This window comes from Herbaspirillum huttiense, from assembly GCF_047300815.1.
Lineage (GTDB): Bacteria > Pseudomonadota > Gammaproteobacteria > Burkholderiales > Burkholderiaceae_D > Herbaspirillum > Herbaspirillum huttiense_A.
This window is the reverse complement of the sequence record NZ_CP178608.1, coordinates 4131349-4149462: the sequence shown is the minus strand read 5'-3', so window position 1 is coordinate 4149462 and position 18114 is coordinate 4131349. Positions and strand designations below refer to the sequence as shown.

The window sequence follows — 18114 nt, the reverse complement described above, 5'->3', positions numbered from 1 at the left end:
CGGCCTGGGCTCATTTGGCCGGCGCGGCGGGAGCGGCCGGTGCCAGCGGCGCCATGGGGGCCGCGTCGCGTTTCAAGACCGTGCGCATGGCCTCCTGCAGCGTGCCGCTGCGCATGGGGGCATTGCCACCGGCGTACTGGATGTTGTCGATGATCCAGCCGCGCGCATCGCGGGTCATCAGGATCTTGTCGGTCCACTTGGCCGGCGACTGCAGCTTGGCGTCGCTATAGATCAGTTCCACGCTACAACTGGCCTCGCGCTCCTGCGCCTCGCACTGGACCACGCGGAAGGTGGACGCGCCATTCGGGTTGCCCGTGAAGAGGTCGCCTTGCACCAGCGGCGGCAAGGGATCGGCATCGGGATCGGCCGCCACTTCGGCAGCGGACTGCGCGGCGCGCGCTTCCTGCGCCACCGAGACATCCTTCAACAGGTCGAACAGCGGCACCGACAGGAAGCGGCGGAAGGTAATCAGTTCCTTCAGCGTCAGGGCGCCCGAGGGACGGTTCGAGGCATGGGTCTGGTAAAACTCCGTCACCAGCTCCTTGGCCTTGCCCTCTTCATTGGCCGAGCACGCTGCAAGCAGCAGGCTGGCGGCGACGATGAGTGTCTTACCGATCCGCTTCAATCCGATTCTCCCTGGGCCAGCCGCAGGGGCGTGCTGGCGTGTTTTTCCGTGATGCCATTGTCATTCTGATATTTTCTGCCGGCCGGTGCGCAGCGGGACCCGAGGGGCGCAACACGACCAGCCTGACAGAGCCGCATCTTACGCGCTGCGGCTCAGCAGGAAGAGCGGGAACACACCGCCAAAAGGCCGCCAATTCCGCTGCGCACAGGCCGCGGCGAGCCGCCCCGGCTCATTCGGCCTGGGCAATGGCGTCGGTGAGGTTGTCGCTCAGGTATTCGCGCTGGGAGGATTGGTCGTTGCCGATGAACTCGATATCGTCGATGCGCCACTGGCGCTCTTCGCGCACCAGCAGGATCTTGTCGTTCCAGGATTCATCCGCGCCTTCTTTCTGGTAGCGGAAGGCCACCTGGCAGGAGGCCCGGTCGGCTTGGCTGTCGCAGGATTGCACCGCGAAGGAGGTGGCGCCTTCATACAAGGAGGTGAACACGTCTCCCTCGATGATGGGTGCGGCCTGGGGGCCGGCTACGCTGTGGTAGCGCACGTCGGCGGCTTCGGCGCGGGTCAGCAGGGAGTACAGCGCACGGCTGACCAGCGGCTCGAACTGCTTGAGTTCCTCGGCTGAAGGCAGGCCGGGGGCGTGGTTCTTGAGGTGGATGCGATAGAAGTTGCCGATGACCTCGGCCTGCTGCTGTTCGTCGCCGCTGAAGTTGTTGCAGCCGGACAGGGCCAGCAGCAGGCCCAGCGCACAGGCGCCGGCGCGCAGGGGGCGGGCAGAGGGGGAGGCTAAACGGGACAGTGTGGTCATTCTGGTGTTCCTGCGCGCGGTGCGGACCGGCGCTGTTGTCATGGCGGCGCTTCATTGGTAGGCGGCCGGCGGGGGCGGCCGGTTCAGCCTGCCCCCTGGGCCTGCCCTTTAGTCAAAGGCAGGCGTCAAACGTTCCGCAGCGCCGGGCGCATTGGCGCTGCCGGTGTGCGATGTCGTGTCGGCGCTGGTGGCGCGCCTGCGGTCTCAGGCCGATTCGGTCAGCAGCGCGAAGTGTTCCACCACCGGCGCACCGGCGAAGAAGGGGCCGACGATGCCGCGCCATTCGGTGAAGGCGGGCGATTCACGGAAATCCACGGTATGGTTTTCCAGGGTGGCCCAGTACACCATGAGCAGGTAGCGCTCGGGCGATTCGACGCCTTTTTGGACCTTGTGGCCGAGATAGCCGCGCGCCTTGCTGATGGTCTGCGCCAGGCCGCGCTGGATGGCTTCGTCGAATTCTGCTTGCTTGCCGGGTTGGATGCGGATGTCCGCCAGTTCCAGGATCATGTAGGTCTCCAGTGCGTAGTCGAGGGGTACCCGGCGCCAGCCGGGCGGCTCGATTATCACATGTTCGCCCGAACCGGGCTTTGAACCGGATTGCACCCTGCCTGAAAAGCTTTCATTCGACCAGGATGCCGCGCTTCTCCAGCTTCTGCGCCATGTCTTCCAGCGTGATCTCGATGGCGCGCGTGCTGATCATGATTTCCCACAGCGACACCAGCAGCGAGGCCACCAGCAGCATGAGGCTGATGCCGAAGAACACCTCGGCCCAGCGATTGAAGTCCACGAAGATCAGGTACATCGAGACGGCGCACATGATGAAGCTGGAGACGCCCAGCGCCTGCATGTAGCGGGTCAGCACGATGCGTTTCCTGAGATTGAGGATCTGCCGGATCACCAGCCCGCGTTCATCGTTCTGGCCCTGGTTCTGCAGGTTGCGGATCAGTTGCGCCAGCACCAGGAAGCGGTTGGTATAGGCCAGCAGCAACAGCGAGGTCGCGGGGAACAGCAGGGCAGGGGTGGTGAGGTTGATCATCGACATGGCAGGGAACAATCGGGGACGTGATTCTAACCGCTCCCGAGGCGCAAGAAACATGCCCATGCCATGGCGGCCGCGTTTGCGCAAATGCATGGATTGTTTTGGGGCATCGGGCTGGTGCAACGGCGGTTTTTGCACCGCCGCGCAGCAGGCCACGCCAAGGCCGAAATCTTTTACGGATTTTTTTGGCGGTGCAGCCCTGCAGCAATTGTTATTTGTGCGGGTGCTCAATACACTAGCCCCCGTTCCACATCCACGTACAAATCAAAACAAATCCACAACGAAAGGGATCTCCATGTCGGGTTCGTATTTCCCCCAATGGCGGCTGCGCCAAAGCACCAACGACGGCCAGGGGGCCGTGATCGCCGCCGATGAGCGGCTGCCTGCGCCGCAGACGCTGGCCATGGGCGTGCAGCACGTGGTGGCCATGTTCGGCTCGACCGTGCTGGCACCGCTGCTCATGGGCTTCGATCCCAACCTGGCGATCCTGATGTCGGGCGTCGGTACCTTGCTGTTCTTCCTGATGGTGGGCGGCCGCGTGCCGAGCTATCTGGGGTCGAGCTTTTCCTTCATCGGCCTGGTCATTGCCGTGACCGGTTATGCCGGCGCCGGTCCCAACGCCAACCTCGGCGTGGCACTGGGCGGCATCATCGCCTGTGGCGCCGTGTATGCGGTGATCGGCCTGATCGTCTCCGGCGTGGGCACGCGCTGGATCGAATCTCTGATGCCGCCGGTGGTCACCGGCGCGGTGGTGGCGGTGATCGGCCTGAACCTGGCACCGATCGCGGTCAAGGGCGTCTCCGGCAGCAGCTTCGACAGCTGGATGGCGCTGGCCACCATCCTCTGCGTGGGCTTCGTGGCGGTCTTTACGCGCGGCATGCTGCAGCGCCTGCTGATCCTCATCGGCCTGCTGCTGGCCTATGTGCTCTACGCGGTGCTGACCAATGGCCTGGGCCTGGGCAAGCCGATCGACTTTTCCACCGTGGCCAATGCCGCCTGGTTCGGTCTGCCGCACTTCGCCGCCCCCGTGTTCCAGGGCAGCGCCATGGCACTGCTGGCCCCGGTCGCCATCATCCTGGTGGCCGAGAACCTGGGCCACATCAAGGCCGTCTCGGCCATGACCGGCCAGAACCTAGACCGCTACATCGGCCGCGCCTTCATCGGCGACGGGCTGGCCACCATGCTCTCGGGCAGCGTCGGCGGCACCGGCGTGACCACCTATGCCGAGAACATCGGCGTGATGGCCGTCACCAAGATCTACTCCACCCTGGTCTTCGTGGTGGCGGCGGTGATCGCCATCCTGCTGGGCTTCTCCCCCAAGTTCGGCGCGGTCATCCTGACCATTCCGGGCGCGGTGCTGGGCGGCGTGTCGATCGTGGTGTTCGGTCTCATCACCGTCTCGGGTGCCCGCATCTGGGTCGAGAACAAGGTTGATTTCTCCAACAATACCAACCTGATCGTGGCCGCCGTCACGCTGGTGCTGGGTGCAGGCGACTTCACCCTCAAAATGGGCGGCTTCGCCCTGGGCGGTATCGGGACCGCCACCTTCGGTGCCATCATCTTGCACGCCCTCCTGAAACGTCGCGGATGATTCCATCCTGATAAGACGGCGATGCAACAGCCCCAAGGCCGGTCCTCGTGACCGGCCTTTTTGTTCTACCATGGCGTGAGGAGAGTGAAGATTTCCGTTGAGCAATCCTCGGCGGCTGTCTATACTCTGTCGCGTTGCAGCGCAGCGTCGCCGTCACGGCCCCGGGGAAGGGCCGGCCGGAGGCGCATTCCGGCCGCTGCCTGTCGCGGGCCTGGCCCGCCTTTCAGGGGAATCACCGCATGAACTCCGCCCTCCGCCTGCCAGCGTTGCTGTGCATTGCACTGCCTTTGCTGTCGGCTTGTGACATCGTCAGTGGCAAGAAGGATTACGCCTATTTCCGCAAGAACATCGACGAGGCCAAGTCAGTCTCCGACCAGTGCCAGTTGAACGGCACGTCCGGCATGAACGAGGAGCAGATCCGGATCTGCGGTGCGGCCCGCGAAGCCTGGGGCAACCGCAACTTCAATTACTGAGCCGGCGCGGCTGCGGGCGGCGGCGGTCACGGCGCTGTCACAAATTTGTCAAAACCGGTGGTTAGAATGCGGGGTCGTTCATTGCCCCTGGCCCACTGTTGACCCGCCTGCCCATGCACAATCCGCCGGACACCCCGCAAGCCCTGCACCTGCTCTATGAGCCGGCCGGATTCATCTGCGCCTTCCGCTTCGAAGAGGGGCATGCACGCCAGATGAACTGGAATGAAGTCATTGACTATCATCCGAGTGCGCCGGATTTCACCTGGCTGCACGTCAAGACGGCCGATGTGAAGATCCAGCAATGGCTGGCCCATCACAGCGACATTCCCGAGTACATCACTGAATTTTTGTTGAGCAGCGACACCCATCCGGGCCTGCATGCCACCCCCGAGGGGGTCTACGGCACCTTGACCGATATGAAGATGGAGATCGGCGACACCGGCACCGAGAAGGGCGCGCTGCACTTCTACCTGGATCGCACGCGCCTGTTGACGCTGCGCACCCAGCCGCTGATCTCGACCAACATGCTGCGCCAGAAGGTGCTCGACGGCGGCGACTTCGACAATCCCATGGATCTCTTCGCCGAGCTGCTGCGCTGCCTGGCCGATGGCTTCAATGCACGCCTGGACAAGCTCAACGACAAGGTCGACGACATCGAATTCTCGGTGCTCTCGGACCGCCGGGCCGAAGACCGTGCCGAGCTCTCGGGCATCCGCCGCCAGCTGGCCGAACTGCGTCGCTTCATCGCACCGGAACGCCGCATCCTGGCCCAGTTCCAGCGGCTGCGCCCGGCCTGGGTGCCGCGCGAGGCGCTGGAAGACCTGACCCATGCCCTGGATGAACTCAACGAACTGCATTCCACCGTGGAAGCCGTCTATGAGCGCGCCAAGCTGCTGCAGGAAGAAATCGCCTCACAGATGTCGGAACAGATGAACCGCAACCTGATGGCCCTCTCCATCCTGACCGCGCTGCTGATGCCGGCCACGCTGGTGTCGGGGATTTTCGGGATGAACGTGGCGGGTTTGCCGGGTCTGCATGACGAGACCTCGTTCTGGATCGTGATGGGATTGATGGGCGGCCTCGGGGTAGCGACCGTGGCCTTCCTGAAGTGGATGAAGATTTTCTGATACGCAGCCGGGCGGCTGCGGTGGCGGCCCTGCGTGCCGGGTCTCAGTCGCGCGCAGCCATGGCCTCTTCGCTCTCGCGAATGAGCTTGTCGATGTCCAGGTTGTCCACCGGCTCCACCTTCAGCGACAGTGGACGCCACAGCGAATACAGCCACAGGCCGATGCAGCACATGGTACCCAGGAAGAGGGTGATGAAGGCCGACAGGAACAGGCCGATGAAAGGCGAGGCGATCAGGCCGTCATAGCCGATCAGGTGCTTGCCATCCCAGGTGATGGTCTGTGCGCCGAACAGCGAGAGCACGCCCATCAGGGTCGAAAACGGCACCAGCGAAAACGTGGTCCCCACCGCCAGCAGCTTGTAGATGGATGACATCGACAGGCGCTGGATCTTGATCTGCTCGAACATGCGTTCCCCTTGCTCCGCTTGTGGACTGTGCCATCAAGCTGCGCCATCCCGTTGGCACGGGCGGCTGGCGCACTGCCGCCCGCGTGGCCTTGCGGCCGTATTCCCCTGCCGGACCCCTGACGGGTCCGGTCTTGTCCTGCTGCGCCCGGGCTTACTTGCCCCAGCTGTCCTTGAGCGTCACGGCCCGGTTGAAGATCGGCTGGCCTTCGGTCGAATCGACGCGGTCGGCCACGAAGTAGCCGTGGCGTTCGAACTGGTAGATCTCGCCGGGCTTGGCGGTCTTCAGGGTTGGCTCCAGGTAGGCGGTGATGACTTCCTTGGAGTTCGGATTCAGGGCGGCCAGGAAGTCCTTGCCGCCGGCGTCCGGATGCGGGTCCGAGAACAGGCGGTCGTACAGGCGCACTTCCGTGGCCAGCGCGTGTTCGGCGCTGACCCAGTGCAGGTTGCCCTTGACCTTGTAGTTGGAGCTGCCTTCGGTGCCGCTCTTGCTGTCTTCGAAGTAGTTGCAGTGCACGGCGATGACGTTGCCGTGTTCATCCTTGTCGCAGCCGGTGCATTCGACCACGTAGCCGTAGCGCAGGCGCACCTTGTTGCCGGGGAAGAGACGGAAGTAGCCCTTGGTCGGTTCTTCCATGAAGTCTTCGCGCTCGATCCACAATTCCTTGGTAATCGGGAAGTGGCGGTGCGCGGTGTCATGTTCCGGATGCGCCGGCGGATAGACCGGGGCGCTGCAATCGATGGACACGCCTTCCGGGAAGTTGTCGATGATCAGCTTCAGGGGACGCAGCACGGCCACCGCACGCGGGGCCTTGGGGTCCAGGTCTTCACGCAGCGCGCCTTCGAGCACGCTGAAGTCGATCCAGCTGTTGTTCTTGGATGCGCCCGTGCGGTCGCACATCAGGCGGATCGCCTCGGGCGTGTAGCCACGGCGGCGCAGGCCGACGATGGTGGGCATGCGCGGGTCATCCCAGCCGGAGACGATCTTTTCATCCACCAGCTGGCGCAGCTTGCGCTTGCTGGTGATGATGTAGGTCAGATTGAGGCGGGCAAATTCATATTGATGCGGCAGCGGCTTCTTGAAGAAACCTTCTTCAGCCAGTTGCTCCAGCAGCCAGTCGTAGAACGGGCGCTGGTCTTCGAATTCCAAGGTGCAGATGGAGTGCGAAATGTTTTCCAGCGCATCTTCGATGGGATGCGCGAAGGTGTACATCGGATACACGCGCCACTTGTCGCCGGTGTTGTGGTGGGTGGCGTGGCGGATGCGGTAGATGGCCGGATCGCGCAGGTTCATGTTGGGGCTGGCCATGTCGATCCTGGCGCGCAGGATCATGGAGCCGTCCGGGTGCTTGCCGTCGCGCATTTCCTCGAACAGGCGCAGCGACTCCTCCACCGGGCGGTCGCGCCACGGCGAATCCTTGCCGGGTTCGGTCAGGGTGCCGCGGTTTTCGCGCATCTGCTCGGCGTTCTGCTCGTCCACATAGGCCAGGCCCTTGCGGATCAGGGCCTGGGCGCAGGCGTACATGACATCGAAATAGTTGCTGGCGTAGTACAGGTGCGACTTGCCTTCATGCTCCCAGGAGAAGCCCAGCCACTTGACCGAGTCCAGGATGGTGTCGACGTATTCCTGTTCTTCCTTCTCGGGATTGGTATCGTCGAAACGCATGTGGCAGCGGCCGGCATAGTCAGCGGCCAGGCCGAAGTTCAGGCAGATCGACTTGGCGTGGCCGATGTGCAGGTAGCCGTTCGGCTCGGGCGGAAAACGGGTGACCACCTGCGGCAGGGCCTCGCCATCCTGGCTGCTGCGCTCGGCATAGGTACCCGAAACCAGGTCGGATTCGATGATGCCGCGCAGGAAATTGGTGGAGGGGGCAGGGGTGTGACCGTTTTTCAGTTCGTTGCTCATGGGATGAATCGGGAGGAATGCCTGTTTATTCAGATGGCAAGCATTTTACCGCAGCTGCCCGGTTCCACGGGCGTTGCGGCCGTTCCTGCGGGAATTTTTGCCCGCTGACAACGCGGCTGGAGCCGATATGAAGCTTTTTTACCGGTTCTTGTTACAGAAGATACGCCCATGCATTACCTGTCAGGCATGCCGGCTGGCACTCTGCGAGCGTGGCCTGGCATCCCGCCGGGCGCAGTGAACAAAAACGCCAAACACAAGGAGTGCATCATGAGCCGTTGGATCAAGCTGATCGTCGCCGCTGCGGTGGCCGCTGCCACGCTGTCGGCCTGCGTGGTGGTGCCGGTGGGCCCGCCGCAGCCGCATTACTACCGTCCTTATTACGGACCCGGTTATTACTATGGCCGCTGATGGCTGAGGAGGGATCCGCTACATCTGCCTGAACAGATGGGCGAACAGGCGGCTGACCGCCAGTTTCTCCGGGCGGTCGCGCAGGGTCACGAAGAGCTTGCCGCTCTCTTCCCGCAGCGCCGCCTGGATCTGCCGCACCTGGACCACGGTGCCGCGATGGATCTGCCAGAACTGGCGGCCATCGAGCTGGGGGATCAATTCCCGCAGGCTGGTCCGGATCAGCGCGCTGCCCTCGTCGCTGACCACATTCACATACTTGTCGGTGGCTTCGAAATAGATCACCTCGTCCACCGGAATCAACTTCACCTTGTTGCCGACCGCCGCGCGGATGTAGTCCAGCCGGGGCGGCGTATCGTCCACGGCGGGCGCAGATAGCGCCCGCAACTGTGCCAGCGCGCGTTCCAGGTGGCTGTCCTGGTCACTGGCGGCGCGCTGGGCCAGCAGCCCTTGCAGGCGCGCCACCGTCACGGCCAGCCGGTCCTGGCTGACCGGCTTGAGCAGGTAATCGATGGCCGCCCGCTCGAAGGCTTGCAGGGCGTAGTCGTCATAGGCCGTCACGAAGACGATGAGCGGGAAGGCCCGCCCGGCAGGCCACTCCTCGGCCAGGTCGCCGGCCACCTCCAGCCCGCTGCGGCCGGGCATCTTGATATCCAGGAACAGCACATCCGGCAGCAGGGCCAGCGCCTGCTCCAGCGCTTCATCGCCATTGGCGGCCAGGTGCGGCGCGGGCAGATCCGGCCAGCAGCGCGCCAGGGCCTGGCGCAGGGCATTGGCCAGCAGGGGTTCGTCTTCGGCAATCAGGGCAGTGGGCGCGGCCATGGTGGACTCCGGACAAAGCGGCAGGGTGCTCATTGATGATCCAGCAGGCGGGTGTTCTTGCTGCTGCGGTGCGCCGCCTTGAGGGCCTTGAGCGGGATGGTGATCTGCGCCATCGCGCCGGCCGGTACGTTGTGGGTGATGATGAGTTCGGCCAGCGGACCGTAGAGCGTCACCAGGCGCTCGCGGATGTTGTCCAGCCCGAAGTGCATGCCGATCACCGGTTCCTTCTGGGCCGGCGGCTGGTTCAGGCTCACGCTGGTGGGCAGGCCCATGCCGGTATCGAGCACGCTCAAGACCAGCATGTCATTGTGCACCGCGGCCCGCACGGTGCAGTTGCCGCCGGCCACCTTGGGCTCCAGCCCGTGCTTGATGGCGTTTTCCACCAGCGGCTGCAGCAGCATCGGGGCCAGGCGCAGCTTGCCCAGGTGTTCCGGCAGTTGCAGGGTGTAGGAAAGGCGCAGCCCCATGCGCAGCGACATCAAGCCCAGGTAGGCCTTGATGAGGTCGAATTCCTTTTGCAGCGAGGTGCTGTCAGCCCGCGAGGCCGACAAGGTCGTGCGCAGGTATTGCACCAGCTGGTTCAGCATCAGCTCGGCCTGCAGCGGATCGGTACTGATCAGCGACTGCAGCGTGGCCAGCGTGTTGAAGAGCATGTGCGGTTCGATCTGGGCTTGCAGCATCTGCAGTTGCGCCTGTACCGCCTGTTTTTCGACCTGGCTGGCGTGGGCTTGCAGGGCGGCCATCTTCTGGCGGTTCCAATAGAAGACGGTAGCGCCGAAGCACACCAGGAAGGTCAGCACGATCACCGCAATGATGTTGTCGCTCTGCTCCGGGACCATGTTGAGGATGGGCTGGTCCATCAGCAGGCTGGCCAGGATGCGCCCGAGGAGCACCGCCAGCGGAGCCATCACGGCGATGATGGCCAGCAAGCCCAGCTTGTTGGGCTCGCCATCGCCCCAGATCGCCAGCCGCGTGCCGTTGATGAACAGCATGGCCAGCAGGCCGATGCACATCGAGACCTGCAGGTTTTCATAGAACGTGCCGCCGATGCGCATCAGGTAAGTCACGGCCAGTGCGCACAACAGGTTGATGACCAGCGTGGGCAGCAAGGCCAGCGCCAGCTGGCGCAGCAGGACGATCAGGCGGGGCGGAAGGGCGGTATCGTGTTGGGTCATGCGTTTCCAGGGATGAAGCAAGCAAGCGGCCCGGCGTACCGGGCCCTCTTTAGCGGCGGCGCAGTTCACGGGCGATCAGCGCCTGCTTCCAGCCGGCGGGAAAACGCCCGAACACGCTCAAGGCGTGGAATAGTACCCCGATTCCCCAGCCAAGGAGAGGCCCCAGGCTCCACCAGTGGCGGTGCTGGCCCATCAGGTTCAAGAGTATCAGGCCGGCGTTGACCGCCAGGTAAATGGCGAAATGATGGAAAAAGCCGACCTGGCGCGCTACCCGCCGCTCGGCACGGGCCAGCTCCTCGGGCGAGGCCGCGGTCATATGAACATGTTGGTCAGAAAGGGGGGAGGGGGCAGTGTCGCGCATGATGGCCTCGCAGTGGTGGGGTGAACGATGGCGCAAGCATGCGCCGCCGCGCCGACTCCGGCGAGCCCGTTGCGACGGGCGGCATTCTGGCGGGTGCCAACGGCTTGTGGCGCGGCGTGATCTGCTCTACCTTATGCGCCGATCGCCTTGATCCTTCTGCAAGGCCTACCCTCGGAGAGAACATCATGTGGCCCTATCCCCGCATCCTCGCCCATCGCGGCGGCGGCACCCTGGCACCGGAAAACACCTTGGCCGGCTTTCGCTGCGGCCTGGAACACGGCTATCGCGCCGCCGAATTCGACGTCATGCTCACCCGCGACGAAGTCCCCATCCTGATGCACGACCCGCAGCGCGGCCGCACCCTGCCCGGGGCCGGCCAGATCGCCGAGAGCGACTGGGCCGAGCTGCGCGACCTGGAAGCCGGAGCCTGGCTGGAGCCGCGCTTCGCCGGGGAACGCATCAGCACGCTGGAGCAGGGATTGGATTTCTGCCTGGCCGAAGGCATCTGGATGAACGTCGAGATCAAGCCCGCCGCCGCCGAATTCGCGCGCCGTACTGGGGAGCTGACCGCCCAGGCCGTGGCGCGGCGCTTCAGCGGCAAGAGCGGGGCGGCGCTGCCGGTGTTGTCCTCGTTCTCCTTCGATGCGCTGCTGGCGGCCAAGGATGCTGCGCCGGCACTGCCGCGCGGCTATCTGGTGGATGTGATTCCCGAGGACTGGCAGGCGCGTCTGGAACAGCTGCAGGCCGTGGCCCTGCACACCAATCACAAGCACCTCACGCCGTCCCTGGCGGCTGCCGTGAAGGCGGCGGGCTATGGCCTCTTCTGCTACACCGTCAACGACATGGCGCGTGCCGAGGAAATCCGCCAGTGGGGCGTGGACGCCTTCTGCACCGATCGCATCGATCTCATCGCAGCCGACGCCTGGTGATCCACGGCAAGCTCCACGCTGCCCGCATTGTCCATATCGCGCAGCGTGGAAATGAACGGCAAATTACGCTCTTACCGGCGGACTGAATCCTCACACGCTAGCTATGATTTGCATGCGGACAACAATAACTGGAGGGCAGTCGACAGTTGTTGTCAACGCGTCGCAAAAATCTTGCGTTAAGGAAGCACAAGGCCGGCGCCCGTGAGCACGCCGGTGGACTTGTGGAAGCACACAACACTGAGAGATAGAGGAAAACGATGAAGATCAACAAACTGCTGGCTGCCGTACTCGTCGCCGCCTTCGCCATGCCGGTCCTGGCCCAGCCCGCACCGGCTCCGGCTGGCGCACCCGCCGCTGAAGCCCCGGCTGCCAAGCCTGCTCACAAGAAGCACAAGAAGCATGCGAAGAAGGCCAAGAAGCACAAGCACAAGAAGGCCAAGAAGAACAATCCGGTGCCGGCCAACAAGGGCGCCTGATTGTCCGGTCTTCTGGTGGCGGCCCGCACAGCGCGGCCCGCACTTGGTTTTACCGGAAGGTTCGGCTGACGCAGTTAAGGTCCGGCGGCGCAGGTTAGCGCGCCATGCCGGGTCAGCCGGCCCTGTAACCCGCGCGGGATTTTTCCCGGCGGGTTTTTTTTCGCCTGCAGCGCGCTGCCGCCGGCCGGGCTGGCAGGGCAGCGCGGCATTGGAGCGCGGCGGGCAAGCCTGCGTATCCGCGCCGGGATCACGTATAATCATCGGTTCGCAATCGTTTTTTGCACCGACTCCCATCCGGGCCGGATCTGCGCGTTAGTGGCGGCATCAGGCCCATTTATCCGTCTTCGAACATGAACTCAGCCGAAATTCGCGACAAGTTTCTGAAATTCTTTGAATCCAAAGAACACACCATCGTCCGTTCCTCCAGCTTGGTGCCGGGCAATGACCCGACCCTGCTGTTCACCAATTCCGGCATGGTTCAGTTCAAGGACGTGTTCCTGGGCACCGACAAGCGCAACTACGTGCGCGCAGCCTCCGTGCAGCGCTGCCTGCGCGCCGGCGGCAAGCACAACGACCTGGAAAACGTCGGCTACACCGCGCGCCACCATACCTTCTTCGAGATGCTGGGCAACTGGTCCTTCGGCGACTACTTCAAGCGTGAATCGCTGAAGTGGGCCTGGGAACTGCTGACCCAGGTCTATGGCCTGCCGGCTGACAAGCTCTGGGCCACCGTCTACCAGACCGACGATGAAGCCTACGACATCTGGACCAAGGAAATCGGCCTGCCGCCGGAGCGCGTGGTGCGCATCGGCGACAACAAGGGCGCACCCTACGCCTCCGACAACTTCTGGCAGATGGCCGAGACCGGCCCTTGCGGTCCTTGCTCGGAAATCTTCTACGACCACGGTCCGGACATCTGGGGCGGCCCCCCGGGCAGCCCCGACGCCGACGGCGACCGCTACATCGAGATCTGGAACAACGTGTTCATGCAGTTCGACCGCCAGCTCGACCCGGCCACCGGCGAATACACCCTGACCCCGCTGCCGGCCCCGTGCGTGGATACCGGCATGGGCCTGGAGCGCCTGGCCGCGATCCTGCAGCACGTGCACAGCAACTACGAGATCGACCTGTTCCAGGCGCTCATCAAGGCCGCTGCCCGCGAAACCGGCATCAGCGACCTGTCCAACGCCTCGCTGCGCGTGATCGCCGACCACATTCGTGCCACCTCCTTCCTGATCGTCGACGGCGTCATCCCCGGCAATGAAGGCCGTGGCTACGTCCTGCGCCGCATCATCCGCCGCGCGCTGCGTCATGGCCACAAGCTGGGCCAGACCAAGCCCTTCTTCCACAAGCTGGTCAAGGACCTGGTGGTGCAGATGGGCGCGGCCTATCCGGAACTGCCGGAAGCCGCCGAGCGCGTGGAGATGGTCCTGAAGCAGGAAGAAGAACGTTTCGGCGAAACGCTGGAACACGGCATGAAGATCCTGGAAGCCGCGCTGGCCGCCAACAGCAGCAAGCTCGATGGCGAAACCGCCTTCACCCTGTACGACACCTACGGCTTCCCGCTGGACCTGACCGCCGACATCTGCCGCGAACGCAATGTCGAGCTGGATGAAGCCGGCTTCACCGCCGCCATGGAACGCCAGAAGAGCGCAGCCCGCGCCGCCGGCAAGTTCAAGATGGCCGCCGCCATCGAATACACCGGCGACAAGACCCGCTTCGTCGGCTACGAATCCTTGGCGCAGTCGGCCAAGGTGGTGGCCCTGTACGTGGCCGGCAGCCCGGTGCAAAAGATCGAGGCCGGCCAGGACGCCATCGTGGTGTTGGACACCACTCCGTTCTACGCCGAATCCGGCGGCCAGTCGGGTGACGCCGGTGCCCTGGAAGCGGCCAATGGCCTGTTTGTCGTGGCCGATACGCAAAAGATCCAGGCCGAGGTGTTCGGCCATCACGGTCAACTGATCAAGGGCAGCCTGGCCATCGGCGATGCTGTCGATGCCAAGGTCGATGCCGATCAGCGCGCCCGCACCATGCGCAACCACTCGGCCACCCACCTGATGCACAAGGCCCTGCGCGAAGTGCTGGGTTCGCACGTGTCGCAGAAGGGTTCCCTGGTCGACGCCGACAAGACCCGTTTCGACTTCAGCCACAACGCCCCGATGACCGCCGATGAAATCCGCCGCGTGGAAGACATCGTCAACCGCGAAGTGCTGGCCAACGTCGCCACCGGCGCCCAGCTGATGGGTTATGACGATGCGATTGCCGCTGGCGCCATGGCGCTCTTCGGCGAGAAGTACGGCGACCAGGTGCGCGTGCTCTCCATCGGTACCTCCACCGAACTGTGCGGCGGTACCCACGTCACCCGTACCGGTGACATCGGCCTGTTCAAGATCGTCTCCGAAGGCGGTGTCGCCGCCGGTATCCGCCGTGTCGAAGCCGTCACCGGCGAAGGCGCGCTGGCGCTGGTACAGTCGCTGTCGACCCGCGTGGCCGAAGCCGCTGCGGCCCTCAAGACCCAGCCGGAAGAACTGCTGCCGCGCATCGGCCAGGTCCAGGACCAGGTCAAGGCGCTGGAAAAGGAACTGGCTTCGTTGAAGTCCAAGCTGGCCTCCAGCCAGGGCGACGAGCTGGTCAACCAGGCCGTTGACATCAACGGCATCAAGGTGCTGGCGGCCACGCTGGAAGGCGCTGACGTGGCCACCCTGCGCGAGACCATGGACAAGCTGAAGGACAAGCTCAAGACCGCCGCCATCGTGCTGGGCAGCGTCAAGGATGGCAAGGTCAGTCTGATCGCGGGCGTCACGGCCGATGCCACCTCCAAGGTCAAGGCCGGTGAACTGGTCAACTTCGTCGCCCAGCAGGTGGGCGGCAAGGGTGGCGGCCGTCCGGACATGGCCCAGGCCGGCGGCACCGAACCGGCAGCCCTGCCGGGCGCGCTGCAAGGCGTGGCGGGCTGGGTTCAGGCCAAGCTGTAATTTCCACAGGCCCTGGCCCGGAGCGCACATGAGCGATTTCAAGTTTTGCCCGGTCTGCGCAGCATCGCTGGTGCTGCGCGCCGATGAAGGCGAAGCCGGCAAGGTTCGGCTGGCCTGTCCCGATGGTCACTGGACGCATTGGGACAACCCCCTGCCGGTGCTGGCTGCACTAGTGGAGATCGACGGCAAGATGCTCACTGCGCGCAACGCCGCCTGGGCCGAAGGGCGCTTTGCGCTCATCACCGGTTTCATGGAGCGCGACGAGACCCCTGAACAGGGGATCGCCCGCGAACTGAAGGAAGAGACCGACCTGGACGCCGAGCAGATCGAATTGATCGGCGTCTATGAATTCATGCGCAAGAACGAGCTGATCATCGCCTATTACGTCAAGGCGAGCGGCACCATCAAGCTCTCCCCGGAATTGGTGGAATATCGTCTGAGCGCACCGGCCGACCTGCGTCCCTGGCCGGCCGGGACCGGCCATGCGGTGGCCGACTGGATGCGCCAGCGCGGGCTGGCCGTGCAGTACGTCGAATTTGCCGGTTCCACCACGCCCATCGAGGCGCCGCAGGTCCTGAAGTAAGTGGTGCGCCGGCAAGACGCTGCGTTCCATCTTGGGCCGTGTTTTTCTTGCTTTTGCACAAGCCTAGTGCGGTGAAAACAACAGAACTTGTGCAATGCATCAAGTCGGCGCATTTTGCAGTAAAATCGTTTTCGTCGTGATCCATTTTGAGTCGAAGTAATGGCCATACAATTTCACCGGGAACTTGATGCGCGCGGACTGAACTGTCCGCTGCCCATCCTCAAGACCAAGAAAGCCCTGGCCGATATGGCCAGCGGGCAGGTGCTCAGGGTGACCGCCACCGATACCGGTTCGGTGCGCGATTTCCAGGCCTTTGCCAAGCAGACCGGCAACGATCTGCTGGAGCAGTCGCAGAATGATGAACATGAGTTCATCTTCTTCATGAAGCGCAAATAAGCAGCACCCCTGTCCATCCCGGAAAGATCAGGCTGGCAGCATTGAACAACCCGCAGCTCGGATGAACTGCGGGTTTTTTATTGTCTGGCGCGGCGCCAGGTGAAGCTTGCTTCAGAACTCCGGATGGAAGCTCTCGGCGCGCGCAATCGGCCAGAACTTCTCATAGACCCGATAACGATAATTGCCTTCCAGCAAGTCATTGGGCTGCAGGTATTTCAGCACGTTGGACATCAGCTGGATCTCGTGATCATTGATGCGGCGCACGATGTGGTGCGGGCGCAGCGCCGAGGTGTGCGGCAGGCCGGCCGCCTGCACCAGCTCCTGCAGGGCGTGCAGGGTGCTCTGGTGGAAGCGGTAGACGCGCTCGGCCTTGTCCGGCACCACCAGGGCGCGGGCGCGCTGGGCGTTCTGGGTAGCCACGCCCGTGGGGCAGCGGTCGGTGTGGCAGCTCTGCGACTGGATGCAGCCCAGCGCGAACATGAAGCCGCGCGCCGAATTGCACCAGTCCGCTCCCAGCGCCAGCGTGCGCGCCACATCAAAGGCGGTGACGATCTTGCCGCTGGCACCGATCTTGACCTTGTCACGCAGGCCGATGCCGGTCAGCGTGTTGTGGACCATCACCAGCCCCTCCTGCAAGGGCATGCCCACGTGGTCGACGAATTCCAGCGGGGCCGCGCCGGTACCGCCCTCGGAACCGTCCACGGTAATGAAGTCGGGCACGATGCCGGTCTTCAGCATGGCCTTGGCGATGCCGAAGAATTCCCAGGGGTGGCCCACGCAGAGCTTGATGCCGACCGGCTTGCCGCCGGAGAGGCCGCGCAGCTTCTCGATGAATTCCAGCAGCCCGACCGGGGTCGAGAAGGAAGAGTGCACCGCCGGCGAGATGCAATCCACGCCCATCGGGATGCCGCGCGTGGCAGCGATTTCCGGCGTGATCTTGGCGGCCGGCAGCACGCCGCCGTGGCCGGGCTTGGCGCCTTGCGAAAGCTTCACCTCGATCATCTTGATCTGTGGCGATTGCGCCTGGGCCGTGAATTTTTCTTCATTGAAGCTGCCATCCGCATTGCGGCAGCCGAAGTAGCCCGAGGCGATCTGCCAGACCAGGTCGCCGCCGAATTCGCGGTGGTATTCCGAGACCGAGCCCTCGCCGGTATCGTGGGCGAAATTGCCTTTCTTTGCGCCTTGGTTGAGGGCGCGGATGGCATTGGCCGAGAGCGAACCAAAACTCATCGCCGAGACGTTGAAGACCGACATCGAATACGGCTGCGCCCGGTCGGCGCCGACGACGACGCGAAAATCGTGGCTGGCGATCTTGGTCGGGGAGAGCGAATGGCCTATCCATTCATGGCCTGCCTGCTGCATGTCCAGCTCGGTGCCGAAGGGCCGGCTGTCGACCTCGGCCTTGGCGCGCTGGTAGACGATGCTGCGCTTCTTGCGGGAGAAGGGGCGGCCGTCCATTTCATCTTCAAAGAAATACTGGCGCAGTTCCGGACGGATGGATTCGAAGATGAAACGGAAGTGGCCGATCAGCGGATAGTTGCGCAAGACCGCGTGGCGCCGCTGCACCAGGTCATGAATGCCGATCACGGTCAGCACCAGGGGAATGAGCGCCCAGCCCCAGCTCAGGCCATGGGTGGCCGCCAGCACCAGCAAGCCGACGGTCAGCACCGTCACGGCCCAGAACACGAAATACCGATTTGCCCACATAGAAGAGTCCGCTAGTTGTCAGGATGGAACCGGCACCGGCCGGTGGGCCAGTGGGCGGGATTGCAGGGATTCTACCGCCCGGGCTCAACAGTCGTGCGCGACGAAGTGAAGGGTTTTTCCTGCCGATTTGGCTGGACTGGCCTGGGTACTGGCCTGCAGGCCAGCTGCTTGCGCAGTGGCATCCTTATTGCTTTGAAGACTCCTCCAGCCAGGCGCCGTGGGGAACCGTCGCCTGAGCGAACTCCACAACCACAGCGCGCCTGCACGCAAGGGCGAGAGACACGATGTCGTTATGAAAACAGTTGCTTCACGAGGC

Annotated in this window: 19 protein-coding genes; 9 read left to right on the top strand and 10 right to left on the bottom strand. The window is 63.8% G+C overall.

Translation table 11 applies throughout. The features are described 5' to 3' along the window. Positions 1 to 10: 10 nt before the first annotated feature. The 4 genes from ACLRDN_RS18985 to ACLRDN_RS18970 all read right to left on the bottom strand — a co-directional run bounded on the left by ACLRDN_RS18985 (position 11) and on the right by ACLRDN_RS18970 (position 2466). Complete coding sequence (locus ACLRDN_RS18985) at positions 11 to 625, bottom strand: hypothetical protein (RefSeq protein ID WP_413457550.1); 615 nt, start codon at positions 623 to 625, stop codon at positions 11 to 13. 229 nt (positions 626 to 854) lie between these two features. Next, a complete protein-coding gene (locus ACLRDN_RS18980) occupies positions 855 to 1430 on the bottom strand; it encodes a DUF3828 domain-containing protein (RefSeq protein WP_413457549.1) in 576 nt (191 codons plus the stop codon). Positions 1431 to 1634: 204 nt separating this feature from the next. Then, on the bottom strand, positions 1635 to 1937 hold the full coding sequence (locus ACLRDN_RS18975; protein WP_413460417.1) for an antibiotic biosynthesis monooxygenase family protein: 303 nt from the start codon (positions 1935 to 1937) through the stop codon (positions 1635 to 1637). Between the two features lie 112 nt (positions 1938 to 2049). After that, positions 2050 to 2466, bottom strand: coding sequence for a DUF2721 domain-containing protein (locus ACLRDN_RS18970; RefSeq protein ID WP_121043954.1), 417 nt, complete (start codon positions 2464 to 2466; stop codon positions 2050 to 2052). A 298-nt stretch (positions 2467 to 2764) separates the two neighbouring features. Here ACLRDN_RS18970 and ACLRDN_RS18965 point away from each other — a divergent pair, with 298 nt between their 5' ends. The 3 genes from ACLRDN_RS18965 (at position 2765) to ACLRDN_RS18955 (ending at position 5660) form a co-directional block, all read left to right on the top strand. Next, entirely contained in the window at positions 2765 to 4060 is a 1296-nt protein-coding gene (locus ACLRDN_RS18965) for a solute carrier family 23 protein (protein WP_413457548.1), read from the top strand. A gap of 239 nt (positions 4061 to 4299) precedes the next feature. Next, positions 4300 to 4533, top strand: a complete 234-nt coding sequence (locus tag ACLRDN_RS18960) for a hypothetical protein (RefSeq protein WP_413457547.1) — start codon at positions 4300 to 4302, stop codon at positions 4531 to 4533. A 113-nt stretch (positions 4534 to 4646) separates the two neighbouring features. Further along, on the top strand, positions 4647 to 5660 hold the full coding sequence (locus ACLRDN_RS18955; protein WP_413457546.1) for a transporter: 1014 nt from the start codon (positions 4647 to 4649) through the stop codon (positions 5658 to 5660). A gap of 43 nt (positions 5661 to 5703) precedes the next feature. Here ACLRDN_RS18955 and ACLRDN_RS18950 read toward each other — a convergent pair whose 3' ends face one another. Both ACLRDN_RS18950 and ACLRDN_RS18945 read right to left on the bottom strand, forming a co-directional pair. Next, positions 5704 to 6066, bottom strand: coding sequence for a hypothetical protein (locus ACLRDN_RS18950; RefSeq protein ID WP_413457545.1), 363 nt, complete (start codon positions 6064 to 6066; stop codon positions 5704 to 5706). Between the two features lie 151 nt (positions 6067 to 6217). After that, on the bottom strand, positions 6218 to 7969 hold the full coding sequence (locus ACLRDN_RS18945) for a glutamine--tRNA ligase/YqeY domain fusion protein (protein WP_413457544.1): 1752 nt from the start codon (positions 7967 to 7969) through the stop codon (positions 6218 to 6220). 267 nt (positions 7970 to 8236) lie between these two features. Between ACLRDN_RS18945 and ACLRDN_RS18940 the strand changes: the two genes are divergently transcribed. Beyond that, positions 8237 to 8377: a hypothetical protein gene (locus ACLRDN_RS18940; protein WP_008331432.1), complete on the top strand. Its 141-nt coding sequence runs from the start codon at positions 8237 to 8239 to the stop codon at positions 8375 to 8377. A gap of 18 nt (positions 8378 to 8395) precedes the next feature. On the opposite strand, the gene ACLRDN_RS18935 is transcribed toward ACLRDN_RS18940, so the two are convergent. The 3 genes from ACLRDN_RS18935 to ACLRDN_RS18925 are packed head-to-tail and all read right to left on the bottom strand — an operon-like array spanning position 8396 to position 10732. After that, a complete protein-coding gene (locus tag ACLRDN_RS18935; RefSeq protein WP_413460416.1) occupies positions 8396 to 9196 on the bottom strand; it encodes a LytR/AlgR family response regulator transcription factor in 801 nt (266 codons plus the stop codon). Between the two features lie 29 nt (positions 9197 to 9225). Continuing rightward, positions 9226 to 10371: a sensor histidine kinase gene (locus ACLRDN_RS18930; protein WP_413457543.1), complete on the bottom strand. Its 1146-nt coding sequence runs from the start codon at positions 10369 to 10371 to the stop codon at positions 9226 to 9228. Between the two features lie 49 nt (positions 10372 to 10420). Beyond that, positions 10421 to 10732, bottom strand: coding sequence for a 2TM domain-containing protein (locus tag ACLRDN_RS18925; protein ID WP_413457542.1), 312 nt, complete (start codon positions 10730 to 10732; stop codon positions 10421 to 10423). Positions 10733 to 10917: 185 nt separating this feature from the next. Between ACLRDN_RS18925 and ugpQ the strand changes: the two genes are divergently transcribed. The 5 genes from ugpQ (at position 10918) to ACLRDN_RS18900 (ending at position 16091) form a co-directional block, all read left to right on the top strand. Then, the gene (gene ugpQ, locus ACLRDN_RS18920; RefSeq protein ID WP_413457541.1) at positions 10918 to 11661 is read left to right on the top strand and encodes a glycerophosphodiester phosphodiesterase; all 744 of its coding nucleotides are present in this window, start codon (positions 10918 to 10920) and stop codon (positions 11659 to 11661) included. A 257-nt stretch (positions 11662 to 11918) separates the two neighbouring features. Continuing rightward, entirely contained in the window at positions 11919 to 12137 is a 219-nt protein-coding gene (locus ACLRDN_RS18915) for a hypothetical protein (RefSeq protein ID WP_039784299.1), read from the top strand. A gap of 350 nt (positions 12138 to 12487) precedes the next feature. After that, complete coding sequence (alaS, locus tag ACLRDN_RS18910; protein ID WP_413457540.1) at positions 12488 to 15112, top strand: alanine--tRNA ligase; 2625 nt, start codon at positions 12488 to 12490, stop codon at positions 15110 to 15112. 28 nt (positions 15113 to 15140) lie between these two features. Then, on the top strand, positions 15141 to 15695 hold the full coding sequence (locus ACLRDN_RS18905) for an NUDIX domain-containing protein (protein ID WP_413457539.1): 555 nt from the start codon (positions 15141 to 15143) through the stop codon (positions 15693 to 15695). Between the two features lie 159 nt (positions 15696 to 15854). Beyond that, positions 15855 to 16091, top strand: coding sequence for a sulfurtransferase TusA family protein (locus ACLRDN_RS18900; protein WP_013235553.1), 237 nt, complete (start codon positions 15855 to 15857; stop codon positions 16089 to 16091). Positions 16092 to 16202: 111 nt separating this feature from the next. Here the strand turns inward: ACLRDN_RS18900 and ACLRDN_RS18895 are convergent, their stop codons facing one another. Continuing rightward, positions 16203 to 17798, bottom strand: a complete 1596-nt coding sequence (locus ACLRDN_RS18895; RefSeq protein WP_413457538.1) for an FMN-binding glutamate synthase family protein — start codon at positions 17796 to 17798, stop codon at positions 16203 to 16205. Between the last annotated feature and the right edge of the window lie 316 nt (positions 17799 to 18114).

Coding starts and splice junctions, on each gene's coding strand:
- ACLRDN_RS18980 (WP_413457549.1), bottom strand. CDS start 1,430: ATGACCACACTGTCCCGTTTAGCCTCCCCCTCTGCCCGCCCCCTGCGC.
- ACLRDN_RS18975 (WP_413460417.1), bottom strand. CDS start 1,937: ATGATCCTGGAACTGGCGGACATCCGCATCCAACCCGGCAAGCAAGCA.
- ACLRDN_RS18970 (WP_121043954.1), bottom strand. CDS start 2,466: ATGATCAACCTCACCACCCCTGCCCTGCTGTTCCCCGCGACCTCGCTG.
- ACLRDN_RS18965 (WP_413457548.1), top strand. CDS start 2,765: ATGTCGGGTTCGTATTTCCCCCAATGGCGGCTGCGCCAAAGCACCAAC.
- ACLRDN_RS18960 (WP_413457547.1), top strand. CDS start 4,300: ATGAACTCCGCCCTCCGCCTGCCAGCGTTGCTGTGCATTGCACTGCCT.
- ACLRDN_RS18955 (WP_413457546.1), top strand. CDS start 4,647: ATGCACAATCCGCCGGACACCCCGCAAGCCCTGCACCTGCTCTATGAG.
- ACLRDN_RS18950 (WP_413457545.1), bottom strand. CDS start 6,066: ATGTTCGAGCAGATCAAGATCCAGCGCCTGTCGATGTCATCCATCTAC.
- ACLRDN_RS18945 (WP_413457544.1), bottom strand. CDS start 7,969: ATGAGCAACGAACTGAAAAACGGTCACACCCCTGCCCCCTCCACCAAT.
- ACLRDN_RS18940 (WP_008331432.1), top strand. CDS start 8,237: ATGAGCCGTTGGATCAAGCTGATCGTCGCCGCTGCGGTGGCCGCTGCC.
- ACLRDN_RS18935 (WP_413460416.1), bottom strand. CDS start 9,196: ATGGCCGCGCCCACTGCCCTGATTGCCGAAGACGAACCCCTGCTGGCC.
- ACLRDN_RS18930 (WP_413457543.1), bottom strand. CDS start 10,371: ATGACCCAACACGATACCGCCCTTCCGCCCCGCCTGATCGTCCTGCTG.
- ACLRDN_RS18925 (WP_413457542.1), bottom strand. CDS start 10,732: ATGCGCGACACTGCCCCCTCCCCCCTTTCTGACCAACATGTTCATATG.
- ugpQ (WP_413457541.1), top strand. CDS start 10,918: ATGTGGCCCTATCCCCGCATCCTCGCCCATCGCGGCGGCGGCACCCTG.
- ACLRDN_RS18915 (WP_039784299.1), top strand. CDS start 11,919: ATGAAGATCAACAAACTGCTGGCTGCCGTACTCGTCGCCGCCTTCGCC.
- alaS (WP_413457540.1), top strand. CDS start 12,488: ATGAACTCAGCCGAAATTCGCGACAAGTTTCTGAAATTCTTTGAATCC.
- ACLRDN_RS18905 (WP_413457539.1), top strand. CDS start 15,141: ATGAGCGATTTCAAGTTTTGCCCGGTCTGCGCAGCATCGCTGGTGCTG.
- ACLRDN_RS18900 (WP_013235553.1), top strand. CDS start 15,855: ATGGCCATACAATTTCACCGGGAACTTGATGCGCGCGGACTGAACTGT.
- ACLRDN_RS18895 (WP_413457538.1), bottom strand. CDS start 17,798: ATGTGGGCAAATCGGTATTTCGTGTTCTGGGCCGTGACGGTGCTGACC.